The following is an 18748-nucleotide window of genomic DNA, read 5'->3' as shown; positions in this document are numbered from 1 at the left end:
TATGGCAATAATAACTGTTTTTACACCTACTTATAACCGTTCAAGTCTTTTAAAAAGATTATATAAAAGTTTACTGGAACAGGAAAATAAAAATTTCAAATGGTTGATTATAGATGACGGTTCATCTGATGATACCAAAACAATTGTAGAAAATTGGAAAAAAGAAAATAAAATCTCGATAAATTATTTTTATAAGGAGAATGGCGGTATTCACACAGCGTATAACTTAGGAATAGAAAAAGCCGATACAGAGCTTTTTATTTGTATTGATTCAGATGATTTTATGCCTGCGGATGGAATCAAAAATATAACCGATTTCTGGAAAAAGAATCAGTCAGAAAACGTTGCGGGGATTATTGGATTAGATTATGATCTTGAGAATAAACCTCTTAAAAATAAAATGCTTCCTGAAGTTGAAAAGATTTACATTACAGAACTGGCTACGAAATATAAATTTGATGCGGATACAAAAATGGTTCATAGAACATCACTCTTGAAAGAAGTGGCTCCTATGAAGGTTTTTAAAGGAGAAAAAAACTTTAATCCGATATATCTTTTCCTTAAAGTTGATAAAAAATTCCCATTGCTGGTTCTTAACAAAAATCTGTGTTTTGTAGATTACCAGGAAACAGGAATGGCAAATAATATTCTTCAACAGTTTATCAATAGTCCCAGAAGTTTTGCCGAGTTACGAAAACTAAATATGAGTCTCTCAAGGGTAACGCCGGCTTTTATATTCAAAAATGCAGTGCATTATATTTCCAGTTGTATTATTGCGAAAAAAAGAGACTGGTTCTCAGATTCTCCAAAAAAGATTTATACAATTTTAGCCATTCCTTTTGGGATCGCACTTAGTATTTATTTAAAAATTAAAACTAGAAATTAATGAAAGTAAGTATTATAATTTCTCTTTATAATTTAGAAAATTACATTTCGCAATGTCTAGACTCATTGATAAATCAAATTTTCGATGATTACGAGATCATTATTGTAAATGACGGTTCTACAGATAACAGCGAGGATATCTGTAAAAATTATCTGTCATATGGAAAAAATGTAAAGTACTTCCATAAAACAAATGGCGGAGCATCTTCTGCGAGAAATTTCGGATTGCAAAATTGCTCTGGAGATTATATCATTTTTATGGATGGAGATGATTATTGGGATAATGCCAATGCGCTCGAATTAATCAATAGTAAAATCGAGAACAAACCCGATATTATTATTTTCGGATGTAAAGATTTTGATGAAAAAACCGGAGAATTATCAGTCAGTAGAAATTCTTATGACATCGATTTTCTGGAAAAAGCGGATAAAGCTTTGGTTATAAAAAATCTGGTTGAAGAAAAAAAACTGCCTGGCGCAGCCTGGATTGTTTGCTCTAACAGACAGTTTTTATTAGATCATAACATTGTTTTTGAAGAAGGAATAAAAGCTGAAGATATAGATTGGGTATATTCTGTATTACATTTTAGTAAGACAATTTCTTTTTTGAATGCACCTTTTTATGTTTACAGAAAAAACAGAAAAAACTCGGCAACTTTCAGCTTTGATGACAAAAGCCTATCAGGTATTTTGTATACGATCCAGAAATGGATGCCGAAAATAGCGAAAAACCCGGATTTGAAATATCTCTTTTATAATCTTAATTTTCATTTCCTTTTAACGGTCATCTTTGCAAAATCTTTTAATGAAAATCAGCTGTCTATAATGAATAATCATAAAGATATATTAAACTATGCTTTGACATTAAGAGACAAAGCGTTTTCTTTTATGATAAAAATTTTAGGAATCAAAAATTCTAATAAACTGTTTTCTCATGTTAGAAGATCTTAAAATATCAATTATCATTCCTTGTTATAATGTTAGCAAATACCTGCGAAAATGCTTAGAAAGTGTTGCTGACCAAACTTATTCTAATCTGGAAATAATATGTATTAATGATGGTTCAAAAGACAATACTTTAGAAATATTACTAAATTTTGAAAGTAAGGATTCGAGATTTAAGATATATGATCAGAAAAATCAAGGACTTTCAAAAACAAGATCTTTAGGAATTACTTATGCTACAGGTGATTATACCTTATTTGTAGACGGAGATGATTGGCTGGAAACAAATTGTATAGAATTCTTATTAACTAAAAAAGCGGATTTCGATATAGTTTGTTTTTCCTATTTCAGAGAATTCAAAAATTTAACAATAGCAAAGAAATTTGATCTTGAAGGTAATTTTTCGGCGGAAAAAATTCAGAGGATTATTGTGGGACCCTTAGCAGAAGATTCTTATCATATTGGCGGAATCGACTCTTTGGTTACAGTTTGGGGCAAACTTTACAAGTCTGAAAAATTAAAGAATATCGATTTCGTTGATGTTAATGAGATCGGGACTTGGGAAGATGGATTATTTAACTTCGATGTTCTGGAAAAGTGCAAGAAGGTTTTAATTATTAATCAGCCTTTTTATCATTATCGGAAAGATAATGAACAATCTTTTACAAGTGTTGCAAAAAAAGATCTTTATAAAAAATGGTTAACGAAATTTCAGATTATTTCTGGCAAAATTAAAACTAAAGATATTTCTTTTCAGAACGCACTTCAAAACAGGATCGCTATTTCTGTACTGGGATTAACGCTTACCGAGATGAATAGTCCTAGCTCATTATTCAGAAAAAACAAGGTAATCCGGACTATACTTTTACAGCCTGCTTATAACAGTGCATTACAACAATTAAATATAAAACAGCTTCCTTTGCATTGGAAATTGTTTTTTGGTTCTGCTAAACGCAAATTCTCATGGGGAGTTGTTTTTCTTACAAAAATGATTCAGGTTATTCAAAAAGTGAAAAATTTATAAGAGATTGATTTTTATCGAGCCGTTTCAATTTAATCCAATATTCAACTTCTATATCACAGAAAAAAATCAATATGGCAAAACTTTTTCGTGTTTCAACAGTGCCCTCTTCTCTTAATGTGCTTTTAAAAGGACAGCTTAGATTTCTTGACCAATACTTTGATGTTACTGCGATTTCCGGAGATGGACCGGATCTGGATGAAGTGAGAGAAAGAGAAGGTGTTAAAACATACGCTATAGAAATGCAGCGTCAGATTTCTCCGTTTCAGGATTTAATTTCATTGATAAAACTATATTCATATTTCAGAAAAGAAAAGCCGGATATTGTTCATTCTATTACTCCAAAGGCTGGTTTGCTTTCTATGATCGCTTCTAGATTTGCAGGAGTGCCACATCGTTTACACACATTTACAGGATTAGTTTTTCCTTACAAAAAAGGAATAATGCAAAAAATCCTGATCTTGATGGACAAAATCTTATGCTGGTGTGCAACGGATATTTATCCAGAAGGAAATGGTGTGAAAAAAGATCTTGAAAAATTTAAAATAACCAAAAAACCATTAAACATTATTGCTAATGGAAATGTAAATGGAATCGACCTCGAGTATTTTAATAACAAAAATATATCCTTTGATGATAAAAAAATACTTAGTAATCAATTAGGTATAAGAGAAGAAGACTTTGTCTTTGTTTTCATAGGAAGATTGGTAACAGATAAAGGTATAAATGAATTGATAAACGTTTTTAAAAAACTGGAAAAGTCTAATAACGCCGTTAAATTGCTTTTGGTTGGTTCTTTTGAAGAGCATCTTGATCCACTTTTACCGGAAATAAAACAGGAGATTGAACAAAATCGAAATATTATCTCTGTAGGTTTTCAAAAAGACATCCGTCCATATCTGGCAATTTCTAATGTATTGGTGTTTCCAAGTTATAGAGAAGGCTTTCCAAATGTTGTTTTACAGGCTTTGGCAATGGAACTTCCTGCTATTGTAACTGACATAAGTGGTAGTAATGAGATTGTTGACAAAAATATAAACGGATTAATTATCGATGCACAAAACGAAAGGCAGTTATATAATGCCATGTTAGGCATATTTACTGAAAAAAAATTGTTCGAGAAAGTTAAAAAAAATACGGTATATAGTATTCAGAAATTTGAAAATAAACGTTTATGGGAAGAATTAAAAAAAAAGTATGAAGAAAAAATAAATAATAAATAATAATTAACTTTGTAACTTAATTTAAAGTTATGAAATTAAATATACTTTTTAAAAATGTTTTTCTGATTGCATGCATTTTCGTAAGCTTTGGTTTAAAAAGCCAGATAAATGCAGAGTTTAATAATTGGACAGCCAGATATTCTTACGGTAATTATTCTCAAACCACACCTGCGGGAGTATGGACAATCACGAGAGGTAATGTTTATCCAGCAGGAGGTAATGGAATAACTATGCCGGGCTATGTAGAATTACAAGCTCCAAGTAGTACGCTAGATGCAGGAACTTTGGTTACTCCAGTTATTCCTAAAGGCGGAGCAACATCAATTACTGTTTTGGCTGCAGTAAGACCAGCCAACATCAATTATGTGGAAACTACAAGACTGGTTGTTGAAAAAAGTACAGACAATGTTAACTGGACTACAGTAGGAGCTTATAATATAATTACTCCAAAAGTCCAGGTTACAGATGAAATTGTACTACCAGTGAATGATTATAGTGATAATATCAGATTCAGAATTTCAAGAACATCTGGTAAGTCTATCTTTTTAGATCGTGTGGTTGTCAATCATTCATTTGTAGTATCTTCTAATAATTCAGAAGTTTGTCCAAACACTCCTGTAGTATTAACGGCTCAAAGTTCGGCTCCATTTACATATACCTGGACAAGCTCAGCCGGAGGCAATCTGCAGCAGACTACAGGTTCATCAGTTACGGCCAGTCCAAGCCAGGCTGCAACTTACACGGCGGTAGGAACCTACACAACTACATTCGGAACAGTAACGGACACCAAAACCATTAATGTCGGAATGAATCCAACTCCTACGGCTACGCTTACTGGTGGTGGAGCCATTGATACCGAACCTGGATCTGTTAATTTGCAGGCTACACTTACAGGAACAGGTCCTTGGTCAATAAATTATACAGCTAATGGTGAACCGCAAACCATAACAGGAATTACAAATTCCCCATATACTTTTACTGTTTCCCCGGAAGTTAATACAACTTACATTTTAAATTCTGTTACGGATGCAGTTTGTTCTGGCAATGGAGTAGGAACAGCATCTGTATTGGTAAATAAAACTGTATGGAGAGAAAAAGACAATGTAATTAGCTGGTCAAATGGAACACCAAACGCTAATCAAAATACATATATATATGAACCTTATGTGACCAGTGCTGATGGTTCTTTTATCGCTAAAAATCTTACGATATCCAATAATGGCTCATTAACTGTTAGTCCAAACACTGTAGTTACTGCAGATCAGTATATCAATAATAATACACCGGATAAGTTTGTTGTAGAAAGCAATGCTAATCTTATGCAAAGCTCCGAACTTACCAATACGGGTAGTATTACGGTGAACAGGGTTGCCAATATGGCAAAGATGCACTATACTTTTTGGAGTTCGCCGGTTTCTAATCAGAATTTGTACTCATTCTCAGATGGAGGTCTTGTTGGAGGAACGCCTAAGAACAGATTTTATATCTATAATGAATCTAATGATTATTTTGTAATAACAGGACTTAATGATGCCTATACTTTTAGAATAGGTCAGGGATATGCTATCAGAGGAAAAGATAGTTATAATGCAGATTTTAATAGTCCGGCGCCTTACACATTTACTTTTACAGGCTTACCTAACAATGGAAACTTAGCTTATCAGAACCTAAAATGGACCAATGCCGATCACGGATTTAACCTGGTAGGGAACCCTTATCCATCTAATCTGGATTTTGATGCGCTTTATGATGCAAATAGTTCATTGATATATGGAACAGCCTTCTTCTGGACAAATCAGCAATATATCCCGGGACAGCAAGGGTCTGATTATGCAGGATCCAATTATGCTATCTACAACAGAAGTGGTGGAGTGCCATCAACATTTCAGGACGGAGTATCTTCACCAATCCCAACACAATATATAAAAGTTGGACAAGGATTCTTAGTTCAAAGTATGGCGGGATCAAATAATCAGCCGCTGCAATTCAATAACTCAATGAGAAGTTATAGTCCGTCAAGTATCTTCTTTAATAAGCAACAAGATCAGAAAGCTTCTAAAGACAGATTTTGGTTGAATCTGAAATCCCCTTCGAATATCAATAATACAATATTAGTTTCTTATGTTCCTGGAGCAACAGACGGATACGAAAGATTGTATGATGCGGATCTTATAGTTCTGGGTTCAGATGCTTTTTATTCTATTAATGGTTCCGCCAAGTTAGCGATACAAGGCAGAAGATATCCGTTGAATACTAATGACATTGTAACTCTTGGAACCAAATATTATGAAACAGGAGATTACACCATTACATTAGGAGAGAAAGAAGGATTATTCAATAGTGGGCAGGCTGTTTATTTAAAAGATAAGAAACTGAACCAGATTGTTAATCTAACAGAACAAGGCTCATACAGGTTTGCAGCGAGCAAAGGAATTGATGAAACCAGATTTGAAATCATTTATCAGGATTTATCCTCCTTCGAAACTGCCGGCAAAAATGTTGGAACTGTTAGTGTAATCAAGGATGAATCAGAATTGATCGTTATTGATACCAAAGAGAATATTACTGCGGTAGATGTGTTCGATGCTTCAGGTAAGCTGATTGCTTCACTGTCAGGTAACAAATCGAAAGAAGTTAAATTAAGTACCGTAGGCTTTGTAAAAGGTGTTTATATTTTAAAGATAACCTCTGAAAAAGGTACTACAACCAAGAAGGTTATTTTATAATAACAATTTCAAATTATAAACTAAAGCCGATCTGAAAAGATTGGCTTTTTTATTTTAGTGATGAAATGATTTTATTTTTAAATATTTTATTTCTTATCAAATTTTCAAAACCGCATATTTCTGACTGTTTTACAAAGGCTTTTTCCTGAATGGCATAGCGTTTGTAAAATGTTAAAAATATAATTTTAAACGAAAAATTTAAACATATGAAAAAAATATTTTTTGGAACAATTGTAGCCATAGGAGGATTATTCTCGACTGCAAATGCTCAGATACAAGAAGGCAATTGGATGGTTGGAAGTAGCTTAATTTCAAGTAACTTCGGTCTTAATACAGGAGGTGGTTATAACATTGCTTTACAACCAAAAGCGGCATATTTTATAAAAGATAATGTTGCATTAGGTGGTTATGTTAATTTAGGATTTAGTAAGACAACAAGTGGTTCACCATCAAGATTTGATTATGGAGTAGGTGCTTTGGGACGTTATTTTATATCTCCGGGTGAGGCAGGTGTTGATAATCTTCTTAACCATGGACGTTGGTTTTTTGAGGGTAATGTAGGTGTCGGTGGCGCATCTGTAGAAAATGGTAATTCGACTACCGGATTGGATTTTGGGGTTGGTCCTGGTTATTCTTATTTCATTACTCCAAATATAGGCGTAGAAGGTCTTGTGAAGTATGTAGGACAAGCAGGCTTTGGAAACGAAGGACTTAATTCAGCAATTACTTTCAATGTAGGATTTAGTATTTATTTGCCTACTTCTCATGCTAAGAGAATTGCTAATGAAATGAAATAATAACTATATTTGATAGATAAATATAACCGGCTTTAGGTCGGTTTTTTTATTAAAAGAAACGATTATGGAATATTTACATACAGTTTATGCAGTATTGCAAAGATGGTATATTAGTTTTGCTGAATTAACGCCAAGATTGGTTGTTGGAATTTTAGTATTTTTATTTTTCCTTACTACAAGTACATATCTCAGCCGCTGGTCTGTAAAACTATTTCACAACCTTTTTCCAAAAACCAAAAATGATTCTGTAGTTACACTGATTACGGTGTTCAAATTCTTAATCATTCTCATGGGGACCTTCATAGCCTTGGAGATTATGGGATTCAGTGGGTTTTTTCTCAAGTTCTTAGGAAGTTTGGGTGTTGCTGGGGTAATTGCCGGGGTTGCATTGAAGGATTTGGTATCAAGTATGTTTTCCGGAATGCTGGTTGGTATTGATAAATCGTTTAAAATTGGTGATTATGTGACAATTGGAGGGAATTCCGGAACAGTTCAGGATATTGGATTATTGACCACAAAACTGATTACTGACGATGGTAAAAAAGTTTATATTCCCAATCAGGTTATTTTTAATGCGCCATTCTTTAACATTACGGCTTCTCCTCAGCGAAGAATCATCATGGATTTTGAGATCCCTATTGGTGAAGATATTACCAAGGCCAAGCAGGCTGTTCTTGATGAGATAAAATCTTTGGAGCATGTAGACAAAACCGATTCAGTTAATGTTATTTTCACATCTGCAAAGCAGGGAATGTTTACAATGCAGGTTAATTTTTGGCTGGAAATAGGTGCCGACTTTGGACAGCTGAAGAGCCAGGCAATTATGAAAATCAATGAAAGACTTGCAGAAGAAGGTATTAGTCTTGTAACCCCAACAAGCATAAATATTACTACTACTGAGAATCTTTCTGAAAATAAAACAACGCAACAATAATAAAAAAGCCGATCCATTGGATCGGCTTTTTTATTTTAAAATCTTAGTCTTAAGCTAAAACTTCTTTTACTTTATTTGCCGCTTCTTCAAGAGTGATTGCGGAATGGATCGGTAATCCGGCTTCATCAATTAATTGTTTAGCTTCAACAGCATTAGTTCCCTGTAATCTTACGATCAATGGAACAGGTAGGCTTCCCATAGCATTGTAAGCGTCAACAACACCCTGAGCAACTCTGTCACATCTTACGATTCCGCCGAAGATGTTGATCAGGATAGCTTTTACGTTCGGATCTCTAAGGATGATTCCGAAAGCAGTCTGAACTCTTTGTGCATCAGCAGTTCCACCAACATCCAGGAAGTTAGCAGGATTTCCACCGGATAATTTGATGATATCCATCGTTGCCATTGCAAGACCAGCTCCATTTACCATACAAGCAACATTCCCGTCTAACTTCACGAAGTTAAGACCGGCTTCACCAGCTTCAACATCCAATGGATCCTCTTCTCTTGTATCTCTTAGGGCAGCAAGATCTTTATGACGGAACAACGAGTTGTCATCCAGAGTTACTTTTGCATCTACAGCAATGATTTTGTCATCAGAAGTTTTCAAAACAGGATTGATCTCAAAAAGAGAAGCATCAATTCCTATATACGCATTGTATAATGACGTGATGAATTTTGTAAATTCCTTAAAAGCATTACCCGAAAGACCTAGATTGAAAGCGATTTTTCTAGCCTGGAAAGGCTGAAGACCATAAGCTGCATCAATCACTTCTTTGTGGATCAGGTGCGGAGTTACTTCAGCAACATGCTCGATATCCATACCACCTTCGGTCGAATATACTACTGTATTTTTTCCAAGAGCTCTGTCCAGAAGAATGGAAACATAAAATTCTTTAGTTTCAGATTCTCCAGGATAATATACATCTTCAGCTATCAAAACAGAGTTTACTTTTTTACCTTCAGCAGAAGTTTGTGGAGTTACCAGCTGCATTCCGATAATGTTGCCGGCATTTTCTTTAAGTTTGTCCATATTCGGAGAGAACTTAACACCGCCACCTTTACCACGTCCGCCAGCGTGGATCTGAGCTTTTACAACCCAACCTTGTGCACCGGTTTCAGCAGTTAGTTTTTCAGCAGCAGCAACTGCCTCATCTACGTTGTTTGCAACAAAACCACGTTGGATATTAACCCCGTATTTTGCTAAAATCTCTTTTGATTGATACTCGTGAAGATTCATAATATGTTTTGATTAATTTTTAAATTTTATAAGATTGACAAATTTAAGAAAAAGTGACGAATTACATTATATAATTGTCTGATTGAAATCAGTTTTCAAAATAATCTGAGTGTGACACTTGTCAGTAGTTTTTATAGCCGGTAATGTCGCTATCATTATTATGATTTGGAGAGTTTATTCCGGATCTTACAATCATTATTCATATGGTTGCTGCCTCGTCAGTATGTTTTGCCAACTTCCTTACAAATATCCAGATATTCTTTCGGCATTTCTGATGAGAAATAATTGGTTTCAAAATACTCGTCGGAATGTGGAATATAGATACTGTACTTTTTACTGAATGGAAATATCGGGATGAAAAACAACTCAAAATAATTTTTATAAACCGATACGATTGCGTTCATCATAAAACCACTTTTCAGGACTTTACGCTGTTGTTGCCCTACCAATTTGGTTTTGATTCCAAAAATGAAAAACATGTATTTCAGATTAAAACTTTGTCTTCGCAAAATAAAAAATCAACATTCCCCAGCTTAGAATCATTAATAATCCTCCAAGCGGAGTGATCGGTCCTAAAAACTTGAGGTTGGCTCCCAAATAATCCTGCATGCTTAATCCATAGATACTGAAAGAAAACAGCATCGTCCCGAAAATCATCAGCCAGGAAATCCAGTTTTCTGTTTTGGTCTCAAACTTTAAAATGTAGCCTACAATTAATAGGAAAAATGCAGCATACATTTGATATCTTACCCCTGTTTCAAAACTTTCCAGTCTTTCCACAGACAATATTTTCTTTAAAGCGTGCGCTCCGAAAGCTCCCAAAATTACAGAAAGCGTTCCGTAAGCAGCACCAAAGATCAACGTAATTGTTTTCATTTATAATTTAAAATCTTGAATATTAATGATATTGCTCCAATAGCAATGAAAATCCACGCGAATTTTTTATTTTGAGCAAAGCCCGGATTTTTCGTCAGTTTCAGAAAAATTCCGAAAACCAGCATAAAAGCCGCCACAATAATTCCGAACATTACTGACCTCTCATTCTGTTAAACTCATTGATCACTTCGTGATGACTCACCGTTTTATCTTTGAAGTAGGTTACAAAATGCTGTTTTTCTTCTTCCGTTGCCCCCAATTGATTTAAAATATTCAATAAATGCATTTTCATATGACCTTTCTGAATTCCTGTGGTTACCAAAGAACGTAATGCTCCAAAATTCTGAGCCAGACCGGAAACCGCCAGAATGCTCATCAGTTCCTGCGCAGAAGGCTTTCCAAGCAACGCTAAAGAGAATTTAACCAACGGATGAAGATTTGTCAAACCTCCTACAACACCAACAGAAATCGGAAGATCGATCCAGAATCTGAAAATTCCATTGTCGGTTGTACAGTGCGTTAAAGAAGAATATTTTCCGCTTCTTGCCGCATAAGCGTGCGCGCAGGCTTCCGTAGCCCTAAAATCATTTCCGGTAGCAATAACGACAGCGTCTACTCCGTTCATAATTCCTTTATTGTGAGTGGTAGCGCGGAAAGGTTCAATTTCAGCAATAGTTACCGCCTGCTTGAATTTCCAGGCAAATTCTTCATTGGAAATTCCGCTGTCATCTTTTAAATCTTCAATTTTACAGGAAACCTCAGCTCTTACGACACAATCCGGTGTAAAATTGGAAAGAATATTCATCACGATCTGCAAAGAATTCTTCTCTTCGTGCGAAAAATCTTCGCTTATCGCTACTTCCTGCTTCAATGTTTTCCCGAATTGTTCCAGACAGGAATTGATAAAGTTGGCTCCCATAGAATCTACCGTATCAAAACTAGCTTTCAGCTGATAATAATTTGGCATTTCGGAAGTTTTGTCAACTAATTTTATATCTAAAATTCCGCCACCGCGATTTCTCATGTTCGCAGTAATGTCGTTGGTAGCCTCAATTAGTTTCTTCTTTAAATTAAAGTTGAAAAAATGAAGCAGTTTATGAGGTTCAACATTAAAAATAAAGTGGGTATGACCTAATTTTTCGTTGTTAATAATTGTCGTTTTAAAACCGCCTTTATCGATCCAGAACTTGGCAGCTTTGGAAGCCGCTGCAACCACCGAACTTTCTTCAACAGCCATTGGAAGAGCGAATAACTTTCCGTCAATTAAAAAGTTCGGAGCAATTCCGTAAGGCATGTAGAAATTGGAAATGGTATTTTCAGAAAATTCATCGTGAAGTTTCTGCAAATCAGCATTTTCGTTCCAATATTGATTTAATATATTTTGATATTCTTCGTTTCCTTCAAGATACTCATTTACGAGCCAGTCTATTTTTCCCTGCTTGGTTAATTTAGAAAAACCTTCTATCGGTTTATGATTCATAGCATACATTTATTGTCTGTAAATATACTAATTTTGCTTTGGAAATATGTGGATAAGTTTGCTTTAAAAGTTCTGATTTTTCTCAATTTCTGACTTAATTTTGCTAATAACAAAAATGTCTCAAACATAAAATAATATGAATTTCGACCGCATCAAAGAAAAACTCGAAATACTTGCAGATGCTGCTAAGTATGACGTCTCGTGTTCTTCCAGCGGCGGAAAACGAAAGAACAATGGTGGTTTGGGTGACAGCTCAGCAAGTGGAATCTGTCACACTTATACGGAAGACGGACGTTGTGTCTCGCTTCTTAAAATTCTTTTGACCAATCATTGCATTTACGACTGCATCTATTGCGTTTCCAGAAAATCAAATGATATCAAACGTGCGGCTTTCACAGTTGAGGAAGTCGTTGATTTAACCATCAGTTTTTATCGTAGAAATTATATCGAAGGCTTATTTCTGAGTTCCGGAATTTTCAAAGATGCGGACACGACAATGGAACGCCTGGTTCGGGTGGCAAAAAAGCTGAGAACCGAACATAATTTCAATGGCTACATTCATTTGAAATCAATTCCTGGCGCAAGTGACGATTTGATGAATGAGGCTGCACTTTACGCTGATAGACTTTCCGTAAACTTAGAAATTCCAACTGAATCTGGATTAAAATTATTGGCGCCTGATAAAAATCGTGAAGATATGCTTCAGCCGATGCGGATTGTTCAGAAAGGTATTCAGCAATATAAAGACGAGAAAAAAGTCATCAGAAGCGCTCCGAAATTTGCGCCGGCCGGACAATCAACACAGATGATTGTGGGGGCGACCAACGAAAATGATTTGCAAATCATCAAAGTGGCTGACCATTTCTACAAAAATTACGGAATGAAACGGGTTTATTATTCGGGTTATATTCCAGTAACCGTTGATAATCGTTTGCCTGCGATTACAGCGGAAGTTCCTGTTTTACGGGAAAACCGTTTGTATCAATCAGATTGGCTGATGCGGTTTTATGGCTTCAAAGCGGATGAAATTTTAGATTTCAATATGCCTTTTTTAGATTTAGAAGTTGATCCAAAATTAAGTTGGGCGTTGCGGAATCTCGAACAATTTCCGGTTAATCTTCAAACCGCAGATTATAAAATGATTCTCAGAATTCCGGGAATTGGTGTGAAAACAGCACAGAAAATTTTAAGCGCAAGACAATTTCAGGTTTTGACAATTGACCACCTTAAAAAACTCGGAGCAGCGGTCAACCGTGCTAAATATTTTATTGATTTTACATATGGAAATCCATTTCTGAAACACTTAACTGATTTGAATTTGAGAAAATTAATTATCGGTGGCAGTCAGTCAAAATTTCAGAATCAGTTTTCTCAGCAATTGACTCTGTTTTAATTTTCCAAATAATCAACTGCAAACTTTACCCAATCTTCAACGCTTTCATCAAGATAAACATCAGGCTGAACTCCAATATTGTCAATGGGATAATGGGGTAACCTGAACGAACGATAAGTCGGCATCAGAAGTTTGTAATTATTGCAACCATAATCAAAAAACATTGCGTTCGCATAATCCAAGACTCCTGAAGAGGGAATGCCCAAAAGTTTAACTTTTTTACTTTGTTTCGCATTTAAAAGAAAATTTTCGGCAGCACTTCCTGTATTATTATTAGCTAAAACGACAATCTGAGCAGGACTTTTAACAGCAGGAGAAATCGAACTTATATTGATTTTGTTTTGGTTATAATTAACATATTTTCCAAGATTCGCTTTTAGGATTTCGATTCTCTTTTCCAAGTCAATGATTTCACTTTTGTTTTTTATGGAATCTTTTTTTAGACCTTGCATATAATTTTCTGTTGTACTAATCAAAGTTGGAGAAGCAAGATATTCTACACCAACATTTCGGATAGAATTAGTTACCAGATAAGGCAGAATTTTTTGATAAGCATTATCTGTTCCACCACCATTATCTCTCACATCAATGATTAGGAATTCCGAATTTTCCAATAAATTTTTATTCTTTTCAATCATTTTTTCAATCGTATTTACAAACATATAACTGAAATACTGCATTTTGATGATTGTGGTTTTTGGAGTCAGTTTTTTGATGTAAAAACCATTGATTTCATTGATTTTCTCCTCAATTTCGTTTTCATTCAAATTTGATTGAGGGAAACGTTTTGTAAATGCAGATTTGATATCGTCAAAATACAAAAGACTATTGTCTATCATTTTGTAAGTCCCCTTTTGCGAAGAATGGTCTTGCATATAATATTCATAGGTTCCGTCATCGAATAATCTAAATTTCACTTCATTTGGTTTCCAGAATTTCGGGTCTGCTTTTATGATAAAACCTACATATTCTTTTTCATTGAGTTTTTTGATTCCAATCTCATAACTGTCATCTTTCCAAATTCCTTCGAAGCTGTTTTTCTGATTCTGAACTACCTTTTTGAATTTTTCAAGATTAATATTAAGAGCTTTCGATATGTTTTTTGAGGAAACATTATTAGCAATTTGTGGTGCTGAATTTCCATTTGGAAGAACCCAAATATGCCTGTCCTTGAAGAATCCTGTATAGTTTTTCAGTACTTCCAGACAATTATCGTCAGATTTAGATTCAGCGGAAGCTTTTAATGCATTTTCTTTTACATTATTGTATAATAAATTGTCTTTGGTTTTGACATCAAAGCCGGGATATTCAGTCTCAATTTTTGAAATTATTTTTTGCAAAGTCTCAGTACAGTTGCATTTATTTTGTGCATTAGCGAAACCGAAAAATAAAGAAAGTGTGAAAAATAAAAAGACTTTGGTTTTCATTGATAAAATTTTCAGCAAAAGAAATCATTTCTGAGTTTCAAAAATTGTAAAAATCATTCAATTTTAATCTTTATTGTAAATCCAAGTCAAATCTTTTTGATTCACAGAGATTTTCTCTGCTAATTTTTTTGGCGAAAATCCTGAAAACATTTTGAAATCTTTGATGAAGTGCGCTTGGTCATAAAACAGATTCTGATAAGCAACCGTCGTCAAAGAATTTTTGGATTGAGAAAGGTCATTCAACACATTTCGAAATCGTAATGTTTTAAGGTAAGATTTTGGATTTTGTCCCAGATTATTTTTGAAAAGTCGGAACAATGTCGCTTCACTGATTTTAAGACTTTTGGATAGTTCATTGATACTAATCGCATTATTTTGATTAATGAGCATCAAGGCTTCTTTCATTGTATCTGAAACAGAATCATTTAATTTTTTAAGAAGCAGAATTTCCAGTTCATTGGCTCGTTTAGAAAAATCATTTACCTCGAATATTTTTTCTAGAATATTTTTATCCGAAGAGAATATTTCATCAAAAACAGAATCGGAAAACATCAGTTCGTCGTAAGATTCTTTGGTAAACGCTCTTAACGCAGAAGGCTGAAAAATAATACAAATCTGACTAAGCGAAGAATCAATATTGACCTGAAAAGGCTTTTTATGAAAACCATAAAATCGACTTGTAAAAGCTCTTCCAACGTTCACTTCGCACAAATTATTTTGATTGTCATAAGAAATTTTATTTTCCTTATAAATGGCGAGACAAAGATTGCTGTTGGGAAAAGTGGTGTACGTTAAAAAATCGTGATTGGTCTTTTCGAAGAACAGAAAATACTGAACATAGTTTTTCAGAATCTCATTTTTTGGCTTTATGATTACTGAATTCATTATATGATTTTCTGTTTTAAATATATTCTGTCGTAAATTTGGAAAACTGTTCCAGAATGTAAATTTAATAAACTTTAGCTTCTGATAAAGCTTTGGAAAGACTTTTGAGTTAATAAAACTTAGAAAAACAAAAAATGACAACTCTTCTTTACGACGGAACTTTCGACGGACTTTTAACTGCGATATTCGAAATTTTTGAATACCGTTATCAAGATGTGGAAATCAAAAATAGAGAAAGTTTCCAACAGAAAAATATGTTTGCGGAAGTTCACGAGGTTGTTAGCCAACAGGAAAAATCTGAAAGAGTTCTCAATAAATTAGAAAAAAGCATTGGAAAGTCTGGAATTAATGATCTGCTTAGAGTTTATCTTTCCGAAGATTTAGAATTAGAACAATTGATTTTTTCTGCCGTAAAACAATCCATCAAACATTCAAACGAAAACATTCTTCAAAATTTTGCCAACGATGACATTCTGAAAATCGCTAAAATCTGCAAATCCGTCAGTCGGGAAAGACACAGGATGACCGCTTTTATAAGGTTCGAGAAAATGCAGGATGATATTTATTTTGCGAAGATTGACCCGGATTTTAACGTGTTGCCATTGATTCGGAAACATTTCAAAGACCGATATGCCGACCAAAAATGGATGATATATGATTTACGAAGACATTACGGATTGTTCTACGATTTGGAAAACTGCGAATTCTTTTATCCTGATGAAAAATTAGATTTAAACCAGTACCAGGAGAAATTCCACGACGAAGAAAAAAAATATCAAACGCTCTGGCAAAGCTATTTTACGAAAACCAACATCAAGGAAAGGAAAAATACAAAGCTTCACATTCAGCATGTTCCGAAGCGCTACTGGAAATATCTGACCGAGAAATGGTGAATCGGAGACGTCGCCCGCAGCAGGGATAGTAGCGGATATCCTTTTTTGGATACGGAGCGAAGCGGAGTGTCCGAAAAAGATAGGAGTAGATAGCCCGGCCGGCAGATTTTGCGTCGGCATAAGCATTGGGAAATCTGACGGGCTGCCCAAAATTTTTATCACAATTCAAATTCTTAACTTACATCAATGTGAGGGAAACCTGGTCGGCCTAAATTTGCATCATAATTAACAACAAAATATTAAAAATTATGGCAACTAAATGGTTATTAGACCCAACACATAGCGAGATCACTTTCAAAGTAAAACACTTGATGATTTCTAACGTAAAAGGTGAATTCACGACTTTCAACGCAGAAATCGATGCAGAAGACGATACATTTGCGAACGCAAAAGTTTCAGCTTTCATTGATACAGATTCTATCTTCACTAATAACGCGGACAGAGATACGCATTTGAAATCTGCAGATTTCTTCAATGCAGAAGCCAACCCGAAAATCACTTTTGAAGCTTCAACTCTTAACGGTGATGTTACAGGAAACCTCACTATTAACGGCGTTACGAAACCAGTGACTTTGGACGTGGATTTCGGAGGAATCAACTCTGACCCTTGGGGAAACACGAAAGCAGGTTTCTCTTTCGAAGGGAAAATCAAAAGAAGCGACTTCGGTTTGACCTGGAACGCAGCTTTGGAAACAGGCGGTGTAATGGTAAGCGAAGAAGTAAAAATTGCAGGCGAATTGCAGTTTGTAAAACAATAAAAGAATACAATAGTATTTATAGTTTGAGTTTTTTAAAGTATAAACAGAGTTCGCTTTGTTTATACTTTTTTTGATTTTGAGAATAATTATTTGGGCAGCTTTATCCGTCCTCCGTTCCCGCTTTTTTCTTTTTTGATAAAAAAGAAAAAGAGCTCCACTCAGGCCGGGCTGCAGATTCAATATAAAAACAACATTTGCCAAAAAAATCGGAGATTTAAAAACTTAATTGTCCTTATGTGACTTTTGTGGTTTAAAACAATCAACCTAAGTGTGAAAAGAAGAGCTCAATCAGCCAAATCTGCGAGAAAATAAAATACTTTTTACATTAATACATTTTACTTTTAAAAAAAATATGAACCTCAACGACCTTTCAAAAATATCTGATAACTTCCGAACCACAGAAAAAATGCCGGTTCTGTTTTTAGGACACGGCTCTCCGATGAACGCTATCGAAGAGAATGTTTTTGTTCAGGGATTCAGGAATATCAGCAAAGAAATACCAAAACCCAATGCAATCATTTGTATTTCTGCGCATTGGTTTACGAACGGAACTTTCGTCACGGCGATGGATATGCCAAAAACCATTCACGATTTCGGAGGATTTCCACAAGAATTATTCGATGTGCAATATCCCGCAAAAGGAAGTCCGGAATTGGCTAAAGAAACTTCGCAACTACTCGCTCCGGTTTTGGTGGAAGAAGACCATAATTGGGGATTGGACCACGGTGCCTGGTCGGTTCTCAGACATCTTTATCCCGATGCGGATATTCCGGTTATCCAATTGAGTATAGATTACACAAAACCGCCTCAATATCATTTTGATTTGGCAAAAAAATTATCCAGACTTCGTGAGAAAGGAATCCTGATTATCGGAAGCGGAAACATTGTCCATAATCTTCGTTTGATTGATTGGAAAAATATCGATACTATTGGAGCAGGCTGGGATTGGGCGATAGAAGCCAGGGAAAAGATCAACAATTGGCTTTTGGACGGCGATTTTCAAAAATTGATTGATTATCAAAAACAAGGTTCGTTTTTGCAATATGCCGTTCCGACACCGGACCATTTTCTGCCAATGATTTATAATCTCGGACTGAAAGAAAAATCGGAAGAACTATCATTATTCAATGACTCGCTGATTGGCGGTTCTTTGAGTATGACATCGGTAAAAATCGGGTAGGGTTATTTTTATAACTAAAAAATTAGTAATATTGTTTTGATGAAATCGCTATCATATAAAGCGACGAAAAATTTATGAAGGCTAC

The 18748-nt window shown here is 34.8% G+C and carries 17 protein-coding genes; 11 read left to right on the top strand and 6 right to left on the bottom strand.

Going from position 1 to position 18748, the window contains the following annotated elements; translation table 11 throughout:
* Position 1: 1 nt before the first annotated feature.
* From AC5P2S_RS15360 to AC5P2S_RS15330, 7 genes are all read left to right on the top strand, one after another.
* Complete coding sequence (locus tag AC5P2S_RS15360) at positions 2-886, top strand: glycosyltransferase family A protein (protein ID WP_494555499.1); 885 nt, start codon at positions 2-4, stop codon at positions 884-886.
* On the top strand, positions 886-1836 hold the full coding sequence (locus AC5P2S_RS15355) for a glycosyltransferase family 2 protein (protein WP_494555498.1): 951 nt from the start codon (positions 886-888) through the stop codon (positions 1834-1836). The genes AC5P2S_RS15360 and AC5P2S_RS15355 overlap by 1 nt, the downstream gene beginning before the upstream one ends.
* Positions 1820-2854, top strand: a complete 1035-nt coding sequence (locus AC5P2S_RS15350; protein WP_494555497.1) for a glycosyltransferase family 2 protein — start codon at positions 1820-1822, stop codon at positions 2852-2854. The genes AC5P2S_RS15355 and AC5P2S_RS15350 overlap by 17 nt, the downstream gene beginning before the upstream one ends.
* Positions 2855-2925: 71 nt before the next feature.
* A complete protein-coding gene (locus AC5P2S_RS15345) occupies positions 2926-4074 on the top strand; it encodes a glycosyltransferase family 4 protein (RefSeq protein ID WP_494555496.1) in 1149 nt (382 codons plus the stop codon).
* Positions 4075-4103: 29 nt separating this feature from the next.
* Positions 4104-6800, top strand: coding sequence for a DUF8693 domain-containing protein (locus AC5P2S_RS15340; RefSeq protein WP_494555495.1), 2697 nt, complete (start codon positions 4104-4106; stop codon positions 6798-6800).
* A gap of 206 nt (positions 6801-7006) precedes the next feature.
* Entirely contained in the window at positions 7007-7597 is a 591-nt protein-coding gene (locus tag AC5P2S_RS15335; protein ID WP_494555494.1) for a hypothetical protein, read from the top strand.
* Between the two features lie 64 nt (positions 7598-7661).
* Positions 7662-8531 (top strand): mechanosensitive ion channel family protein, encoded by an 870-nt coding sequence (locus AC5P2S_RS15330; protein ID WP_494555493.1) that lies wholly within the window; start codon positions 7662-7664, stop codon positions 8529-8531.
* Between the two features lie 49 nt (positions 8532-8580).
* Here AC5P2S_RS15330 and sucC read toward each other — a convergent pair whose 3' ends face one another.
* The 4 genes from sucC to AC5P2S_RS15310 form a co-directional block, all read right to left on the bottom strand.
* Entirely contained in the window at positions 8581-9771 is a 1191-nt protein-coding gene (gene sucC, locus AC5P2S_RS15325; protein ID WP_283417726.1) for an ADP-forming succinate--CoA ligase subunit beta, read from the bottom strand.
* A 218-nt stretch (positions 9772-9989) separates the two neighbouring features.
* On the bottom strand, positions 9990-10250 hold the full coding sequence (locus AC5P2S_RS15320; RefSeq protein WP_283417727.1) for a zinc ribbon domain-containing protein: 261 nt from the start codon (positions 10248-10250) through the stop codon (positions 9990-9992).
* Between the two features lie 10 nt (positions 10251-10260).
* On the bottom strand, positions 10261-10647 hold the full coding sequence (locus tag AC5P2S_RS15315; RefSeq protein ID WP_283417728.1) for a DUF423 domain-containing protein: 387 nt from the start codon (positions 10645-10647) through the stop codon (positions 10261-10263).
* 151 nt (positions 10648-10798) lie between these two features.
* On the bottom strand, positions 10799-12127 hold the full coding sequence (locus AC5P2S_RS15310; RefSeq protein WP_494555492.1) for a hydroxymethylglutaryl-CoA reductase, degradative: 1329 nt from the start codon (positions 12125-12127) through the stop codon (positions 10799-10801).
* 136 nt (positions 12128-12263) lie between these two features.
* Here AC5P2S_RS15310 and AC5P2S_RS15305 point away from each other — a divergent pair, with 136 nt between their 5' ends.
* Positions 12264-13520 carry a putative DNA modification/repair radical SAM protein gene (locus AC5P2S_RS15305; RefSeq protein ID WP_494555491.1) on the top strand — a complete coding sequence of 419 codons (1257 nt, stop codon included), beginning with the start codon at positions 12264-12266 and terminating at the stop codon, positions 13518-13520.
* On the opposite strand, the gene AC5P2S_RS15300 is transcribed toward AC5P2S_RS15305, so the two are convergent.
* Positions 13517-14947 (bottom strand): S41 family peptidase, encoded by a 1431-nt coding sequence (locus tag AC5P2S_RS15300; protein ID WP_494555490.1) that lies wholly within the window; start codon positions 14945-14947, stop codon positions 13517-13519. The genes AC5P2S_RS15305 and AC5P2S_RS15300 overlap by 4 nt on opposite strands.
* Positions 14948-15010: 63 nt before the next feature.
* A complete protein-coding gene (locus tag AC5P2S_RS15295) occupies positions 15011-15832 on the bottom strand; it encodes a helix-turn-helix domain-containing protein (protein WP_494555489.1) in 822 nt (273 codons plus the stop codon).
* A 134-nt stretch (positions 15833-15966) separates the two neighbouring features.
* On the opposite strand from AC5P2S_RS15295, the gene AC5P2S_RS15290 reads away from it, so the two are divergent.
* From AC5P2S_RS15290 to ygiD, 3 genes are all read left to right on the top strand, one after another.
* A complete protein-coding gene (locus tag AC5P2S_RS15290) occupies positions 15967-16725 on the top strand; it encodes a TIGR03915 family putative DNA repair protein (RefSeq protein ID WP_494555488.1) in 759 nt (252 codons plus the stop codon).
* A 248-nt stretch (positions 16726-16973) separates the two neighbouring features.
* Positions 16974-17483 (top strand): YceI family protein, encoded by a 510-nt coding sequence (locus AC5P2S_RS15285; RefSeq protein WP_283417734.1) that lies wholly within the window; start codon positions 16974-16976, stop codon positions 17481-17483.
* Positions 17484-17835: 352 nt separating this feature from the next.
* Positions 17836-18663 carry a 4,5-DOPA-extradiol-dioxygenase gene (ygiD, locus tag AC5P2S_RS15280; protein ID WP_494555487.1) on the top strand — a complete coding sequence of 276 codons (828 nt, stop codon included), beginning with the start codon at positions 17836-17838 and terminating at the stop codon, positions 18661-18663.
* Positions 18664-18748: the final 85 nt, after the last annotated feature.

This window comes from Epilithonimonas sp. 33E, assembly GCF_059372615.1.
Note: the sequence above shows the minus strand (reverse complement) of the source record. Positions and strands in the feature narration are given on the sequence as shown.

Bases quoted from the DNA above. Each gene is read 5' to 3' on its own strand.
- AC5P2S_RS15360 (WP_494555499.1), top strand. From the start codon at position 2: ATGGCAATAATAACTGTTTTTACACCTACTTATAACCGTTCAAGTCTT.
- AC5P2S_RS15355 (WP_494555498.1), top strand. From the start codon at position 886: ATGAAAGTAAGTATTATAATTTCTCTTTATAATTTAGAAAATTACATT.
- AC5P2S_RS15350 (WP_494555497.1), top strand. From the start codon at position 1,820: ATGTTAGAAGATCTTAAAATATCAATTATCATTCCTTGTTATAATGTT.
- AC5P2S_RS15345 (WP_494555496.1), top strand. From the start codon at position 2,926: ATGGCAAAACTTTTTCGTGTTTCAACAGTGCCCTCTTCTCTTAATGTG.
- AC5P2S_RS15340 (WP_494555495.1), top strand. From the start codon at position 4,104: ATGAAATTAAATATACTTTTTAAAAATGTTTTTCTGATTGCATGCATT.
- AC5P2S_RS15335 (WP_494555494.1), top strand. From the start codon at position 7,007: ATGAAAAAAATATTTTTTGGAACAATTGTAGCCATAGGAGGATTATTC.
- AC5P2S_RS15330 (WP_494555493.1), top strand. From the start codon at position 7,662: ATGGAATATTTACATACAGTTTATGCAGTATTGCAAAGATGGTATATT.
- sucC (WP_283417726.1), bottom strand. From the start codon at position 9,771: ATGAATCTTCACGAGTATCAATCAAAAGAGATTTTAGCAAAATACGGG.
- AC5P2S_RS15320 (WP_283417727.1), bottom strand. From the start codon at position 10,250: ATGTTTTTCATTTTTGGAATCAAAACCAAATTGGTAGGGCAACAACAG.
- AC5P2S_RS15315 (WP_283417728.1), bottom strand. From the start codon at position 10,647: ATGAAAACAATTACGTTGATCTTTGGTGCTGCTTACGGAACGCTTTCT.
- AC5P2S_RS15310 (WP_494555492.1), bottom strand. From the start codon at position 12,127: ATGAATCATAAACCGATAGAAGGTTTTTCTAAATTAACCAAGCAGGGA.
- AC5P2S_RS15305 (WP_494555491.1), top strand. From the start codon at position 12,264: ATGAATTTCGACCGCATCAAAGAAAAACTCGAAATACTTGCAGATGCT.
- AC5P2S_RS15300 (WP_494555490.1), bottom strand. From the start codon at position 14,947: ATGAAAACCAAAGTCTTTTTATTTTTCACACTTTCTTTATTTTTCGGT.
- AC5P2S_RS15295 (WP_494555489.1), bottom strand. From the start codon at position 15,832: ATGAATTCAGTAATCATAAAGCCAAAAAATGAGATTCTGAAAAACTAT.
- AC5P2S_RS15290 (WP_494555488.1), top strand. From the start codon at position 15,967: ATGACAACTCTTCTTTACGACGGAACTTTCGACGGACTTTTAACTGCG.
- AC5P2S_RS15285 (WP_283417734.1), top strand. From the start codon at position 16,974: ATGGCAACTAAATGGTTATTAGACCCAACACATAGCGAGATCACTTTC.
- ygiD (WP_494555487.1), top strand. From the start codon at position 17,836: ATGAACCTCAACGACCTTTCAAAAATATCTGATAACTTCCGAACCACA.